Source organism: Sodalis praecaptivus (genome assembly GCF_000517425.1).
Classification (GTDB): domain Bacteria; phylum Pseudomonadota; class Gammaproteobacteria; order Enterobacterales; family Enterobacteriaceae; genus Sodalis_A; species Sodalis_A praecaptivus.
Genome location: NZ_CP006570.1, coordinates 435,301 through 449,897, shown reverse-complemented (window position 1 = coordinate 449,897; position 14,597 = coordinate 435,301). Strand labels below are relative to the sequence as shown.

At 49.8% G+C, this 14,597-nt stretch carries 12 protein-coding genes; 10 read left to right on the top strand and 2 right to left on the bottom strand.

Going from position 1 to position 14,597, the window contains the following annotated elements; translation table 11 throughout:
- Window positions 1–1,953: 1,953 nt before the first annotated feature.
- The 3 genes from SANT_RS22770 (at window position 1,954) to SANT_RS22760 (ending at window position 5,442) form a co-directional block, all read left to right on the top strand.
- Entirely contained in the window at window positions 1,954–2,982 is a 1,029-nt protein-coding gene (locus SANT_RS22770) for a RepB family plasmid replication initiator protein (RefSeq protein WP_025424535.1), read from the top strand.
- A gap of 1,546 nt (window positions 2,983–4,528) precedes the next feature.
- Entirely contained in the window at window positions 4,529–5,164 is a 636-nt protein-coding gene (locus tag SANT_RS22765) for an AAA family ATPase (protein WP_025424534.1), read from the top strand.
- Complete coding sequence (locus SANT_RS22760) at window positions 5,164–5,442, top strand: ribbon-helix-helix protein, CopG family (RefSeq protein ID WP_025424533.1); 279 nt, start codon at window positions 5,164–5,166, stop codon at window positions 5,440–5,442. The genes SANT_RS22765 and SANT_RS22760 overlap by 1 nt, the downstream gene beginning before the upstream one ends.
- Window positions 5,443–6,034: 592 nt before the next feature.
- On the opposite strand, the gene SANT_RS22755 is transcribed toward SANT_RS22760, so the two are convergent.
- Together SANT_RS22755 and SANT_RS24440 are read right to left on the bottom strand one after the other, a co-directional pair.
- A complete protein-coding gene (locus SANT_RS22755; RefSeq protein ID WP_025424532.1) occupies window positions 6,035–6,919 on the bottom strand; it encodes an N-acyl homoserine lactonase family protein in 885 nt (294 codons plus the stop codon).
- A 22-nt stretch (window positions 6,920–6,941) separates the two neighbouring features.
- Entirely contained in the window at window positions 6,942–7,490 is a 549-nt protein-coding gene (locus SANT_RS24440) for a hypothetical protein (RefSeq protein WP_148296393.1), read from the bottom strand.
- A 714-nt stretch (window positions 7,491–8,204) separates the two neighbouring features.
- On the opposite strand from SANT_RS24440, the gene SANT_RS22750 reads away from it, so the two are divergent.
- From SANT_RS22750 to SANT_RS22720, 7 genes are all read left to right on the top strand, one after another.
- The gene (locus SANT_RS22750; protein WP_025424531.1) at window positions 8,205–9,029 is read left to right on the top strand and encodes an N-acyl homoserine lactonase family protein; all 825 of its coding nucleotides are present in this window, start codon (window positions 8,205–8,207) and stop codon (window positions 9,027–9,029) included.
- Window positions 9,026–9,352: an NIPSNAP family protein gene (locus SANT_RS22745; protein WP_025424530.1), complete on the top strand. Its 327-nt coding sequence runs from the start codon at window positions 9,026–9,028 to the stop codon at window positions 9,350–9,352. The genes SANT_RS22750 and SANT_RS22745 overlap by 4 nt, the downstream gene beginning before the upstream one ends.
- Before the next feature lie 54 nt (window positions 9,353–9,406).
- On the top strand, window positions 9,407–10,279 hold the full coding sequence (locus tag SANT_RS22740) for an NAD(P)-dependent oxidoreductase (protein WP_025424529.1): 873 nt from the start codon (window positions 9,407–9,409) through the stop codon (window positions 10,277–10,279).
- An 18-nt stretch (window positions 10,280–10,297) separates the two neighbouring features.
- Window positions 10,298–11,734, top strand: a complete 1,437-nt coding sequence (locus SANT_RS22735; protein ID WP_025424528.1) for an aldehyde dehydrogenase family protein — start codon at window positions 10,298–10,300, stop codon at window positions 11,732–11,734.
- A gap of 69 nt (window positions 11,735–11,803) precedes the next feature.
- Window positions 11,804–12,208 (top strand): carboxymuconolactone decarboxylase family protein, encoded by a 405-nt coding sequence (locus tag SANT_RS22730; RefSeq protein WP_025424527.1) that lies wholly within the window; start codon window positions 11,804–11,806, stop codon window positions 12,206–12,208.
- Window positions 12,209–12,315: 107 nt separating this feature from the next.
- Window positions 12,316–13,668, top strand: coding sequence for an MFS transporter (locus SANT_RS22725; RefSeq protein WP_025424526.1), 1,353 nt, complete (start codon window positions 12,316–12,318; stop codon window positions 13,666–13,668).
- Between the two features lie 20 nt (window positions 13,669–13,688).
- Entirely contained in the window at window positions 13,689–14,597 is a 909-nt protein-coding gene (locus SANT_RS22720; RefSeq protein WP_025424525.1) for an NAD(P)-dependent oxidoreductase, read from the top strand.

Here is a 14,597-nt window from a genome sequence, read left to right as displayed (position 1 = left end):
ATGAAAACATTGACTTGGCTGCTACACAACAAATAAATCACGCACAACCGGAAAAATCTAGACATAGGTAATTGATTAGAAAGTAGATTTGGTTGAGAAACAGTCATAAACGTTGGAATCGGTCATCTAGTAGTGCGATAAATTTGAAATTTATCGAAGATGTCATGTGTGATGTGTGATGTGTGATGTGTGAAATAATACTATTTTGATCATATAATCGCATAGCAAGTATATGTAAGAGAAAAAAGCTTTGAGAGCTTATCAAATTAACCTTTAAAATTTCATCTATATGAAGTAATACATAATATATACTAAGTGTTACTTTATAGTATATTGTAGTACTTCATACTTATGTAGTAATCTCTCTTTCTTGCATGCATTAAAACTTGGAGAGAAAGACTACTTTTAGGGCAAAAGGGCAGGGTAATGGTATTCAAGTTGCTTGGCTCCAGCAACTGACCATTGAACCTAGTAGGGCATATCCAATGGAAGAACAGAATGTGCAGGGCCGGATTTACTTATCACGTTGAGCCAAAACGAAAGAGTGTATGTACTCGTTATGTACTACCACGAAGAAGTGAAGAGGGCTGTTGCAGATTGGTGTAACCTATCCACTGTATTGAGCAGGCGAAGCCTGAATTTAACTTAGACCCTGCATTGCATGATTAACTTGAAAAGCATCGAGACTCATCATTGTGCTTCTAATCGCGCGGGTGTCGCAGGTCTAGATGAATATGACAAGTGGTTCATGAAAACCGCTAATGCACCATGCTCAAACTGCTAAATAGTCCCCCTTTTCTGTACGTTACCGCAAGTCTCATGAGACTGCTTGTTATGAAGTAGTGAGTTTTCATAGTGACTCCCGACCATTACGGCTTATCGACAAGTGTTGCTACGCTCCCAAGGCCAGGGTATATCGATACTATGCTTTGCTCATCACTCTGGTTCTTATGTAAGGGAGCTTTCCTTATGGCTACAAACCGGATAAGCCTGACCGCTGTTGATTAGCATACATTGCATAATTTAGGTCAGGTCGCTGACGTTAACATGCTGGTTGAGTCGAGACGTCGTGTTGCTACGCGAAGTCTGTTTGATACAAAGTCGATTATGGACTCAGAGCGCGTGTATAAGAGCCGAAGAGGTGATATTGAGGTCTGTAGGTGAAAAAAGTCATGCACGCCGTCTAAAGCCGCTTGAGTACGCTGGTTTTCGATGATGAGCGCTAGAGCACTTGTAGCGTTCTACAATAAAAAAAACGGTATGCTCTGCACTTGTTAACATTTTTGCCTTAATGAAAAATTATTTGACAAAATCGGACGTGAAGTGTGGCGTCTTTGACCCTGCGAGAGGTGTTTTATCCCCGTTTTCCACAGGCCAGATCCTATAAATAGATCATGATAAGATCAAAAAGAGATCCTATAAGATCCCCATAGCCTGCAAAGCCTTGCTGTGACTGGCTTGGGAGGGGGTCAATAACCACTGAAATGAGTAAAACAACCGCTAGAGAGAGCACAATAACCGTTATGGTGAGAAGATCAACCGCGCTGGAGAGGGATGCTTAACCACTGTAGCGAGAAGCTACCCTTTAGGCTTGTGAATATCCTCATAAGTCGAGAAACACCCTAATTTATTGCCTGTATGAGAGTATTAACTAAAGCGTCCAACAACGCCGAAAGTTGTACCAGCCTTATCCACCACCGTGTGCCTAATCAGGTCCCTGGGAAAACATGAGCCCTGTCCAGCTAAAACTGTTACATCAGCAACTTAAAACACTTACCCTTCAAATCAGAATAGTTTGTCATCTCATAGATATGACCACTATGGTGAGGAAAGTAACCACTGTAGAGAGTAAATAAACCGCTATGGTAAGTAGCGTATCCGCTATAGTGAGTGATACTATCCACTATAACCAGTTAGGGCGATGATCGCTTGTTCATGTCACAGGAAACCCCTATGCCGAAAAAAGAACAAGAAAACAAAATGATAGCTGAAGCTTTTAGCGAGACGGATAAACGGACCGGCGAGGTTATTAACTTAACGCCAAACAGTAACAACACGGTCCAGCCTGTCGCGTTGATGAGGCTTGGACTCTTTGTGCCAACACTGAAGTCCACCAGCCGCGGTCGCAAAAACCAAATGTCTACCATGGACGTGACCGATGAATTAAAACAGCTTTCACTCGTCAAATCAGAAGGTTATGAAAACATCAAAATTACCGGCGCCCGGCTGGATATGGACAACGATTTTAAAACATGGGTCGGTATCATACATGCCTTTGCAAAGTACAAGGTGCTGGGTGACAGCGTAACACTCCCTTTTGTGGATTTTGCCAAGCTATGCGGTATCCCCTCTGTACGTTCCTCTGCTAAGCTCAGAAGCCGTCTGGATGCATCCCTCACGCGTATCGCGACTAACACGATCGCTTTTAGCAATAGGGAAGGGGAGTACTATGTCACTCACCTGGTGCAATCAGCAAAATACAGCACGAAAAACGACTCGGTGACCCTTCAAGCGGATCCCAAAATTTTCGAGTTATATCAATTTGATAAAAAGGTGTTATTGCAGCTTAGGGCTATCAATGAACTGTCTCGGAAAGAATCTGCACAAGCGCTCTATACCTTTATTGAAAGCCTTCCTACCGATCCCGCTCCGATATCAATGGGGCGCCTGCGAGCCCGATTAAACCTGACTTCGCGCACAATCACTCAGAACGCCACGGTAAGAAAAGCCATGGAGCAACTGAAAGAGATTGGCTACTTGGATTACACGGAGATAAAACGGGGGCAAACCGTTTACTTTGTTATTCACTATCGACGCCCGAAACTCAGACCTGCAGATATCCCTCTGAGCCTGCCTGATATCACCGATGAAGACTTAGAAAACATGAAAGAGCCCGCGGATCAAGGCGGTGAAATGGTGATGCTGTCCAAGGAAGAGATGGAATTACTTGAGAAAATCCGCAAGAGCAAAAAAAAGACCTAACCACTCCAGCGAGTAAAAGAGCTCACTACAGTGGTTAGTGGGTTTTTTTTTTACCTGCCTGAATCAAATAACCGCTGTGACGAGGATCCAACCGCTGTAGTGAGCAATCTCACTCGCTATAGTGGTTGGTGTTTACAAGGAGTTAGTAGATACTTACTTATAACGCCTTGTTTAGTAAAGATGTAAGTATGTACTAACTTTAAGCAGAAAATGTGGTTTTCCTTTGCCGCACGCCCCATTACTCACCACAGTAGATAGGCTCAATGCGCTCTCCTAATGCTCTCCGCAGTGGTTATTACTCACCTTAGTGGTTGGTACTAATGGCAGCGGCTGTTTCTCTCCATAGTGGATAGTACTCACCGCAGTGGTTGCTGCTCGCTCCAGTGGTTATTTTGAGGTTTTACTCGTTACAGTGGTTATCTAGGTTGCAACTTAAAGCGGCCAGTCATACTGAAATGGACTTGGATATCTAAATGGTGAGCAAAATAAGCCATAACTCTAAAATTTAGCCGCTGTGACAGGGTCACCTTGGCTTGGCTTACCATCCTAAACACATCTGATACACCAACACTGTGTCAAAGGTCTGGCTAAAGATTTCGAGGAACGCCTTCACAGTTCCGCGGCACATGACGTTGATTGGATGGCCTAAAAGAAAGGGGCGACAAGCACAGACGTCACAGCCTAATTTGTAGGCGTGTTTTCGTTCCCTGGCCCTGGCATAGGCGAAGATGATAAATGCATATCTGCAGTTTTGACTAAACAGCGCATGATCTTCAGGCTAAGAAGGTGGCAGCTGGCCTGAGTAAGATTTCTATGGGATCCGGCGTCAGCAAATCGGACTCTGACCATGAACAGTGAGCGGTCAACATTGGCTTAAGGGACACAAGCCATAACTTAACGAGCGGTATAAATTGATGGTCTGAGAAGACATTACAGAAACCTTTTTCACCTACCCCTAGGTCATTCTAGTCATCCGCTAACTAACGGCATTGCAGGACGATACCATCAGCACAGTTAGCAGCGAGCGTTATCACACATTTCCCATTTTCTTTTTCCTTAACATCAAGCGGGACATGGCCTGACGAAGGGCGAACCAACCACTCCTAGGATACGTATGCTGTAGTGAGGGCCTGAGAGCTTTGCAGAACATTTAGCCTGAAATGATATCTGTGCTCTGAGGCTGTTGCGTTGGCAAAACGCGGCAGACTGCCGCGCTGGACGATTTTCCGTGCCCCATTTATATCGAGCGCAAATTTGCGTAATGCTATCGGCACAAAGAGAAGTTGGAAAATGACGAAATTGAAGGTGAAAACTGGCCTGAAAGGACATCAGTGGGAAGAATAAGCTGTTTATCTGGGATGGGCGAAATACTCTGGGCATGGATTCTTATGTTGATGCAAGCAACGGTATGTATAAAGCGTTGACGTGGGCAAAATCGCTTGTTTACTTCATACTTCATACTTGAGATGTAATACTTGCTACTTTAAATATCACGAGTATAATCCAGTAAAGCTATTCAGCCACCACAAACATATGGAACACATTGATGATAACGATTATAGGCTGTAATAAGGGCGGGGCGGGTAAAACCACGACAGCGATAAACGTTGCCGTAGGGTTGGCAATGCAAGGCTATGATGTCTGCTTAGTGGACGCCGACGTCCAGCGTTCAGCGGCGCGATGGTATGCTGAAAGGGAGCAGGCCGAATTATTTCCAACGGTAACGCTTATCGAAAAAAGAGACAATATCTCGCAGACTCTCCGGAGCCTTGATCAAAAGTACGATCATGTGATTGTGGATGTAGCCGGGCGTAACAGTCGTGAGCTGATAACGGGGGGTACCGTCGCTCACCAAATCATAGCGCCACATCAATGCTCACAACTCGATCTCGATACCATGATTGAGCTTGAGCAACAAGTAGAAAGCATGCGCGATTTGAACCCGGACTTAAAAGCGTTCAGCTATCAAAGTATGGCAACCACGAATCCGGTTATACGCGGTAATGAACGTCGGGAGTTTTTGGAGTTCGTAAGTGAGTTCGCCGGTATCAAGCCGCTAAATGCTATCGCTTGCCATCGAAAAATCTATCGCGATGTCATGTCTGAAGGGAAGTCGGTTCTGGAGGCTTCAAATGAAAACGCAAAGACAGAAGTATTGGCGCTGCTCAAGGAGATATTTTAATGGCTCTGAAAAAACCCGTGAGAAGAACCGTGAGCGAGGCCGAGGCGGAGGCATTGGCAAATCGCCTGGCGGATCGTCCCTATGGAGAAACGCATAATTCTTCCTCAGCGTCTACGGCGCCACCAGAAGAGAAAATTGCTCGTACGACTATTTCGCTGCCGTTGTCGTTATTGCGGGAAGTCGAAGATATCGCCCTGGAAAATAAACGTAACGGTACGGATCCTAAAAATGTAAGTGCAATCATCCGTGAAGCATTAAACGCTTATCTAAAGACATAGCTAACGTTTTGATTCATCGTCGCCTAGATTTGTTGATGTTGTCTTCTTATTTTAATACAGGCGATGATGATTGTCACCGTTGTCACGACTGATTACCCTACCGGGTCTCTACCCGCGTATCGATGCTTTTATGTGAACCAGAAATCCATCGACAATACTAATGCTAAGCACATATTCGGATTCAGTATTTCAAGTTGACTGAATGACTATACGAAAGGGTGACCTTGATGAACCGATATTCATGGCAGCGACTAAAATGTTTAACGCAGGGCCGCAGAAAGTTGTCTCTGTTCAACGCGCATAAACATCATCCCTTCGCTGACATTAGACCTCCTGCACGACCTTGTATTTTAATTATTTGTTGTGGGTTTCAGCGCGATAACCGTGGTACGTGTTGGGTTGATTATTAAACATGGTAGCTGGCTATAAAAGGGTTTCCTGTAACGAGTCACCAACCAATGTTTTTTCTGAGAGCGCAAAGCGATAGGCGGTGGAAAACGCGAGTACGGTGCGGGTGTTTCAGTCGATTAAGGCGGCGTGCAACAGTCAGCATATTTTGGCGAATATGGCGAGTCTGCGCAGCCGCCGGGCCTTAACTATCCGCCAGACAAATTTCCGTTACCCGCAGGCCGTTATCCCGCAGGTTAGATTTGAAGACATCACGAAGACGTTCTTCATGGGTAGGAATTAGGCGTCTAGGGTCGTAGTTAACGATTTTCAACATATCTTCCGTGGCGCTGATCAGGTTTTTTTGACTACCTACGGCGAGTCCGATAGGGGTAATACGAATTTTACCGCTAAGGGTGCCGTCAGCCGCATGGACTTCCGTGAGATAGTTATCGTAGCTGTAGAGCAAGTCACCCGCGAGGACCCAGGAATTAGCAGAGTTTTTAGCTAAATCATTGCGAACATGTATCCACATCGAGGCAAATGTATGGCTGTCGTAGGCGACGTGGATATCTATACCGGGAATTAAGTCATCCATTGCCCCCTGTAAGCACCTTAAACGTCCCTCTTTTGCCAGTATGACGGCACGCAAAACATCCGCGGGATCGATACCCGTCATTAACCATTGCTGACTTTCCGGCAAAGACATTGCCCAGACCCATTTTGCCAGTTCCTCTTCTTGCATATAAAACGTGGCGTTGGGAAAAGCTTGCGTATTACCGAAATGGTCGAAATGAGCATGGGTTAAAAAAACGGTATCGATATCTCCCGGCGCCAGGCCAATGCCAGACAGCACTTCTTCAGGCGAATGCCAGTTAACTACACCGTAGCGTTTGGCCAGATATGCACCATATTCCTGATTATCAAATCCCACATCAACCATCATGGTGTGCTCGCCGCCCTTAATGACGACATAGCAATAGGAAAGTTTACGCGTCCCTTCATTATGGGCGCCATAAACAATTCCGCTTACCGGATAATCTGGTACATAGCTGTATTCAAGCACCCAAATAGAGTAATTGTTTTTCATAATGCACCTTTAAAGGTTATGGTTAAGGTTGAGTGTCCAATGCCGCATCTTGACAACAGGCACAGCTGAGAGAAGTATTAATGGTTTGCATTTTCAATGCCTGATCTGAAGCGCAGCGTAACAACGTACTTGCTTGTTTCAAATCAGACACCATTTCGGTAAGAAAATAATTAAGACTGGCGGCAGAGTTCATATTTTCCTTGATAGTTTTACAACAGGAAAACAGTAATTCTGCCGCCAGGATAACATGTAGATAATGCTCCCTGGATCTGACGGGAACATGTATGGAATATAAACCATCTTGATACTCTTTAACTCTCTCCAGTGGCTCCTGGGCTAGGGAAATATAATATTCAAAGCATCCTTTTGCTTGTCCAAGTATCAGCAATCCAGCAATCTGACCTATGAGACCATTCAAGCCGTCATAATAGGGTCTTATTCCAGAAGCATAGTAAATCCACTCATCTGGTCGCTCTTCATTACCATATTCTCCTAATTTATATGGGGAAAACCGACGGTAAACGAGTTGACTTCTTTCTCGGCTAGGGCCATGCAAAACGAGAGACATCATAGTTCTCCTGAACAGCTAATTTGGAAGTCTCTAAGTATTAGCCGATTGGTAAAAAAAACAACTGCAGTATGATGTAAATAATTAAATCTTTGTTGCGCGTCACGATTTTGCTCGCGAAGACTTCTTTCGGATTTTAGAGAAAAGTGATTTAAAAAAATGATAACGAAGGCATTTTTCATTATGTTATCTCGATTTCATTCCCTTTCTTATTCGCTTGCCATCATTAAGATCACCTGCTGTCGGTCATCTATATTACCGGTAATTCTCAAATTCTTTTAATGTCAGAGAACTGAAAAAATCTGGCCAGGCGTTATACATTAATCTGGCTGATCATATGCTCTGTTAGGCTAAGGGGATCAATGATTAACCTAAAAATAGGGCAGGGCACTCCACCGGAATCGTTTTACTTAACTCGGCACGAATTTTTTCATTTCAGGTTCAGTATCCAGCGTTTTTTCTAATGTTTTTTTTCTTGTGATAGGGCGTTTGTTGCCTTTATCAACGAGGGACAGTCTGTTTTGCGGTACGCCAGTGACGAAAAGGTACCATTTGTGCTTAAAACCGTCTGATTTGCAGGAATGTGAATCATATCACCTTTGTAATATTGACGGATTGTATGACAAGAAGATAATTTTTTGAGCAACAACCGTTAGCAAAATGTTGGATCGGGAGGACAGCCCGACCTTCTGAGCGCGAAAGAGGAGGAGTAGGCGGATGCCGAACTATCAAATTTATGCCATTCGTTACGCCCATCACCATCGCCTGGCGAGAGAGAACTTCATCGGCGGTGACATCCACGATGGGCCGATGCCGATTGATTATTTTGTCTGGGCCATCGTGGGCGACGAGCGTACGGTCATTGTCGATACCGGTTTTGACGCCGCGATGGCGGAAAAGCGGGGCCGTACGCTAATCCATCCCATCGCCGCGGGTTTGCAGCAGGCGGGCATCGATCCCGCCAGCGTAGCTGATGTCATCATCACGCATATGCATTACGACCATGCGGGTAATCACACCCTGTTTTCCAACGCCACTTTCCACCTGCAAGACCGCGAAATGGCGTTTTGTACCGGTCGCTGCATGTGTCATCACGAGATCCGCCACCCCTTCGCCGTCGAGGATGTCAGCGCGATGGTCCATCACGTATTTGCGGGGCGGGTTCGCTTTCACGATGGCGATAGCGAGTTAACGCCAGGGATTACCCTGCACCGCGTGGGCGGGCACTCCGATGGGCTTCAGATCGTGCGTGTTCGTACCGCGCGCGGCTGGGTCGTGCTGGCGTCTGATGCCGCTCATTTCTATGCCAATATCGAGCAAGAGCGCCCTTATCCCGTGGTCTTTCACGTCGGCGACATGATGGCGGGATATCAGACGGTGAAAAGGCTTGCCGATACCGCCGATCATATTGTTCCCGGTCACGATCCACTGATCCTGCGTCGCTACCCCGCGTTAAGCCCTGAGACGGAAGGGTGGATCGTGCGGGTGGATCTTCCCCCACAGAATGTCACTGACAATGCTTTGCCCCAGGAGGCGTCATGATCGTTGAACTCCGTATTTACCACTGCCTGCCGGGGAGATTGCCGGCATTATTGGAGCGCTTTCGCTCTACGACATTGGACTATTTTGCGCAGTATGGCATTGAACAAATCGGGTTTTGGACTACGCAGGTGGGCGAAAGTAACCACACCCTGACGTATTTATTGCGCTGGGAGAGCATGGCCGAACGTGACGCACGCTGGAGCGCCTTCCAGCACGATAGCGGCTGGGTTGAAAAGCGTACCGAAAGCGAACGGGAAAAGCCCATTGTCGCTCAAATCGAGAACAGTTTTTTGTCACCTACCGACTTTTCCGCACTGCGCTAACGGATTGATTGATCGGCCGTTGGTCGGCGAATGACCGCAACGAGAGAGGCTATTGTGAGAAAAATTAGCAAAGTTGGATTTATCGGTTTGGGAATGATGGGCGCGCCGATGGCCACCTGCCTGGTCAGGGCCGGCTACGAAATGTTGTTACAGGATGCGGATAAAGCGCGTACGCGCGATCTCTGCGCCCGCCTCGGCAGCCGCGCGTTAACCAAAGAGACCCTTGACGATTGCGATGTACTCATCACCATGCTGCCCAATTCCGATATCGTGGAGGAGGTCTTGCTGCATAACGGCTGGGCCAGCGCGCTGCCGCGGGATGCCGTCGTGGTCGACATGAGTTCATCGGTGCCTATGCGCTCCCGCCAGCTCGCCGGCGAAGTGGCGGCCATGGGGCTTCATTGGCTGGATGCGCCGGTATCCGGCGGCGTCAACCGGGCTGCAGAAGGCCAGTTGGCTATCATGGTTGGCGGCGAGCCACAGGTACTGGCACATTGCTCCGCGCTGCTTAACGGCATGGGACGTTCCGTTTTGCATATCGGCGGCGCCGGTGCAGGCCATGCCGCGAAGGCCCTCAACAATTTCGTGTCCGCCGCGGGATTGGCGGCTACCGTTGAAGCGCTGCATGTCGCACAACGGTTTGGCATCGAACCCACCGTTATGACCGATGTGCTTAATGCCTCGACCGGGCGCAGCAATACCTCGGAAAACAAAGTGAAACAGTTCATGCTCAACGGCCGTTTTGATTCCGGTTTTGCCCTGAAGTTGATGGATAAGGATCTGCATATAGCGCAAGCGCTGGCGGAGGATGTGGGTTATGCCATGACGCTGGGGCGCAGCTGTACGGCTTTGTGGCACGACGCGGCGGCTAAAGCCACCGCCGCTACCGATCACACCGAAATGTATCGCCTGCTGGCGGATGAATGATAAATCCAGGAGTAGAGCATGCAGCACTCTAACGCGTTTTATATTGATGGTCGCTGGGTAACGCCCGACCAGCCGCGAGAATTTCCGGTCATCAATCCGGCCACCGAACGCCCCTTCGCTACGCTGGCATTGGGTAATGCCACCGATGTTAACAAGGCGGTCGCGGCCGCTCGCCGGGCTTTTCTTCCTTGGGCGGCGGTCACGATTGACGAACGTCTGGCGCTATTACGGCGTATCTTGGCGCTTTATGAGCAGCGCTATGATGACTTTGCCGAGGCTATACGCCTGGAGATGGGCTCCCCGCGAACCTTTGCTCATGCGGGACAGGCGGCGCGCGGGCCCGCGCATTTGAAGGCCATCATCCAGGTATTGGAAGATTTCCCGTTTGAGATTCAGCGCGGCAGCACGCGCGTGTTATTGGAGCCTATTGGCGTATGCGGGTTGATTACGCCCTGGAATTGGCCCGTCAATCAGGTGATGGTGAAGGTTGCGCCGGCGTTGGCGGCAGGTTGTACCATGGTGCTGAAACCAAGCGAATATTCGCCCCTTAGTACGTTGCTATTGGCAGAAGTACTGCATGATGCAGGTGTACCGGCAGGGGTATTTAACCTGGTCAATGGCGACGGTGAAGGCGTGGGGGCGGCGATAGCCGCGCACCCGGATGTGGACATGGTCTCCTTCACCGGTTCAACGCGCGCCGGGATAGCGGTAGCGAAACTGGCGGCGGACGGCGTCAAACGCGTTGCGCAGGAGCTGGGCGGCAAATCGGCCAATCTTTTGCTGGATGATGTTGATCTTGCTGACGCGGTAACGCGTGGCGTTGCCGGATGTTTTACCAATTCCGGGCAGTCCTGCTCCATTCCGACCCGCATGCTGGTACCGCGTCCTTGGTTGGCGCAGGCGGCGGAAATCGCCGGGCGCGCTGCCGCCGGCTACCGCTGTGGTCCAACCGACGACCCGCGCACGCAGCTTGGCCCGCTGGTCAACCGCGCCCAGTATCAGCGCGTGCAACAGCTCATTGAAAAAGGAATTGAAGAGGGGGCGACGCTGGTGGCCGGCGGTCTTGGCAAACCTGACGGTATCACCGCGGGTTATTACGTGCGGCCCACGATTTTTAGCGACGTTACGCCTGAGATGACGCTTGCCCGCGAGGAAATTTTTGGGCCCGTCCTCTCTATCATGCCTTATGACACCGAAGAAGATGCCATCGCTATCGCCAATCGGTCGGAATATGGCCTGGCGGCCTATGTCCAGGCGCGGGATATCGACAGGGCACGCCGGGTAGCGCGGCGTTTACGCGCGGGCCAGGTTCACATTAATTATCCCCCAGCGGATTTTCACGCGCCTTTCGGTGGTTATCGTCGCTCGGGCAACGGCCGGGAGTGGGGCGAGGCCGGGTTACGCGAATACTTGGAAATCAAGGCCATGGTGGGGTATGGCATTAGCGACGACTGAAAAAATTTTAGCTCGAATTACCGTCATACAATCATATGATCATACATTGGCACTGTTCCTGGAGGCGTCATGAACGAAAGCGATCTGTTTCATAAGGGGTTTGATAACCGCAAAGAAGTGCTGGGCGATGCCCATGTCGAGCGCGCCTGGGCCAACGCGGATGCGTTTAACCGACCGGTACAACGCCTGGTCACGGAATTTTGCTGGGGCGCCGTATGGGGTGATAAAACGCTGCCTTTTAAAACCCGCAGCATGCTGAATATCGCCATGCTTACCGCCATGAGCCAGCATCATGAATTAGGCGTGCATGTTCGGGGTGCGCTAAATAACGGCGTGAGCGTCGAGGAAATCCGCGCAGTGCTGATGCAAACGGCAGTGTACTGCGGCGCCCCGGCCGCCCTGGCCGCCTTTCGCGTGGCGACTGCCGCAATCAATGACTGGGAGAAGGAGAAATCGACGTCGTCTTCATCCTAAGTTGCATGTTATCCGAGCTTCTGACCCTCACACTTCGCCGCCGTCAGGTGGCGGAATATTTGCCTGCAACACATCCGAAGAGATGTGGCTATCACGGGAGACCGAAAATGGTAAGCATAAGCGCCAACCAAACTGTAGCGGCTAACGCGCAGGAGCATTCGCTGGAAGAGAAAAGAAAGAGTGCTATCAAGGGTGCCTTCTTTTCCGAATATATCGATATGTTCGATATCTATTTGCCGGTCGTCGCCTTATCGCCGGTCCTGTTTTATTTTCAGCCGCCGAACCTTTCAGAAGGGGCGGCAACCATTTTTGCCTCGCTCGTCTTTATCACCACCTTACTGGGCCGCCCCTTGGGCGCGCTATTGTTCGGGATGGTGGCGGATAAACTGGGCCGGCGCAAAGCCTCTATTTACTCGGTCTCGGGATTCGGCGTCGTGACATTTTTGATCGCGCTGCTGCCGGGATACGAAACGCTGGGGCTGGGTTCTTATTTGTTATTGGTGTTGCTGCGCTTTGTCGATGGTATTTTTTTGGGAGGTGGCTACACCGGCGCAATGCCGCTGGCCATCGAATATGCCAAAAAAGAGAAACGCGGTTTTGTCGGCGGTTTTATCATCGCCGGTTTCCCCGCCGCCTATGTCAGTATCAACCTTATTACGATGCTGATGTTCGCCTTTTTTCCTCTCGATGGTCTCAACTCGCCTTATGTGCAGTGGGGCTGGCGGATCCCGTTCATTATCGGTGCGCTGCTTGCCGGGGTGCTGGCGCTCTATTATGTTTACAAAGTGTCCGAATCGGAAGTATGGCAAAGCGAAGGTGGTAACCAGCGCGAAAAATTGCCTCTGCTGGATTTGCTAAAAGGCAAAAGCGCGCGCAATCTGTTGCAAGTATTGGTCATGATGAGCGGTTTCTGGCTGACGCAGAACATTATCACCATCTTTTTACCTACCGGCCTGTTGCTGCACACTTTGCATCTCAGCGGCTTTGAACTGACGCTGACGCTGATGATCACTTATTTTGTGCTGTTTTTCAGTTATATCGGTTCAGGCATGCTCGGCCAACGCATCGGCCGTCGTCGCTTTTTCCTGATCGTCGGCCCGCTCATTGCAACGCTCGGCTCCGCCATTCTTTGGTCCCTTATCCATATTCCCCACCTTTCGCTCCCGGTTGTCGTCACCTTGGTGTGCCTGTTGGCGGTGTTGGTCACGTCTCCCTGGGGCGTCATTGTCACTTATATCAACGAGCGCTTTGTCACGGATGTCCGGGCGACGGGGTTTGGTATCGGGTTCAGCTTGTCCGTCATTTTACCTTCTTTTTACGCGTTTTATATGGATTGGCTGAGTGCGGTAATGCCGTTTAGTTTGACCGCCGTCGTGCTGTTGGCATTAGGCGGACTCATTGGCACCTACGGCGCATTCAAGGGACCCGAAACGAAAAATGTCAATTTCGCAACGCACTGAATATCGAGCGGGAGTAAGCAATGGATAACAGAAAAATCGGTTTTATCGGTTTAGGCAACATGGGCGGGCGTATGACGCGCTGTCTGGTTGACGCCGGGATCCACGTGATGGGGTTCGATACGCAACCCGGCGCCGCGGAGCGGGCGGGTGCCAGAGCGGCGGCGTCTATTCGTGAGGTGGCGGAAGAGAATACGCTGATTCTCATGTCGTTGCCCGACAGCCACATTGTCGAACAAGTCGTGACCGGTAAAGACGGCCTGGGCGCGTATTGTCGCGCGGGACACACCATCGTCGATCTGAGCACGGCCGCGGCCAGTTCCACGCAAAAATTGTCCGCGACGTTGCAACAGCGCGGCATCCATTACATTGATGCCGGTATTTCCGGTGGCGCCGCCGCCGCCGAAAAAGGCGCGCTGACGCTGATGGTTGGCGGCGATCGCGAGGCGATTCAAGCTATTGAATGGGTATTCGCGCCGATTGCCTCCAAAGTCGTCGTCATGGGCGACAGCGGCGCCGGCCATATCACCAAACTGCTGAATAATTTTCTCAATGCCGTAAGCCTGGCCGCCACGGCCGAAGTCATGGTGGCGGGGAAAAAAGCCGGGCTTGATTTACAGCGCTTGCTTGAGGTGCTCAACAGCAGTAGCGGCGTCAACTTTGCCACGCTTAACCGTTTTCCGCGCATTGTCCAGGGCGATTATCTGGAAGGTGGCTTGACGGGAAAACTCATGACCAAAGATCTGGTGCTCTACGCTGATTTACTGCATCAGCTCGGTATGGCTTCGCTGAATACCGCAGGGCCATTGGCCAGTTTCGGCTTGGCGACGGCGCTCGGCTATGGCGACGTGATCAGTAATCGCGTGGTGGATGCGATCGGGGATATTTCCGGCGGCGTGCGGCTGCACGCGCCCGAGCAGGAAGGAGAGTAG

Coding starts and splice junctions, on each gene's coding strand:
- SANT_RS22735 (WP_025424528.1), top strand. CDS start 10,298: ATGCAGCACTCTAACGCGTTTTATATTGATGGTCGCTGGGTAACGCCC.
- SANT_RS22765 (WP_025424534.1), top strand. CDS start 4,529: ATGATAACGATTATAGGCTGTAATAAGGGCGGGGCGGGTAAAACCACG.
- SANT_RS22745 (WP_025424530.1), top strand. CDS start 9,026: ATGATCGTTGAACTCCGTATTTACCACTGCCTGCCGGGGAGATTGCCG.
- SANT_RS22725 (WP_025424526.1), top strand. CDS start 12,316: ATGGTAAGCATAAGCGCCAACCAAACTGTAGCGGCTAACGCGCAGGAG.
- SANT_RS22750 (WP_025424531.1), top strand. CDS start 8,205: ATGCCGAACTATCAAATTTATGCCATTCGTTACGCCCATCACCATCGC.
- SANT_RS24440 (WP_148296393.1), bottom strand. CDS start 7,490: ATGATGTCTCTCGTTTTGCATGGCCCTAGCCGAGAAAGAAGTCAACTC.
- SANT_RS22760 (WP_025424533.1), top strand. CDS start 5,164: ATGGCTCTGAAAAAACCCGTGAGAAGAACCGTGAGCGAGGCCGAGGCG.
- SANT_RS22770 (WP_025424535.1), top strand. CDS start 1,954: ATGCCGAAAAAAGAACAAGAAAACAAAATGATAGCTGAAGCTTTTAGC.
- SANT_RS22730 (WP_025424527.1), top strand. CDS start 11,804: ATGAACGAAAGCGATCTGTTTCATAAGGGGTTTGATAACCGCAAAGAA.
- SANT_RS22755 (WP_025424532.1), bottom strand. CDS start 6,919: ATGAAAAACAATTACTCTATTTGGGTGCTTGAATACAGCTATGTACCA.
- SANT_RS22720 (WP_025424525.1), top strand. CDS start 13,689: ATGGATAACAGAAAAATCGGTTTTATCGGTTTAGGCAACATGGGCGGG.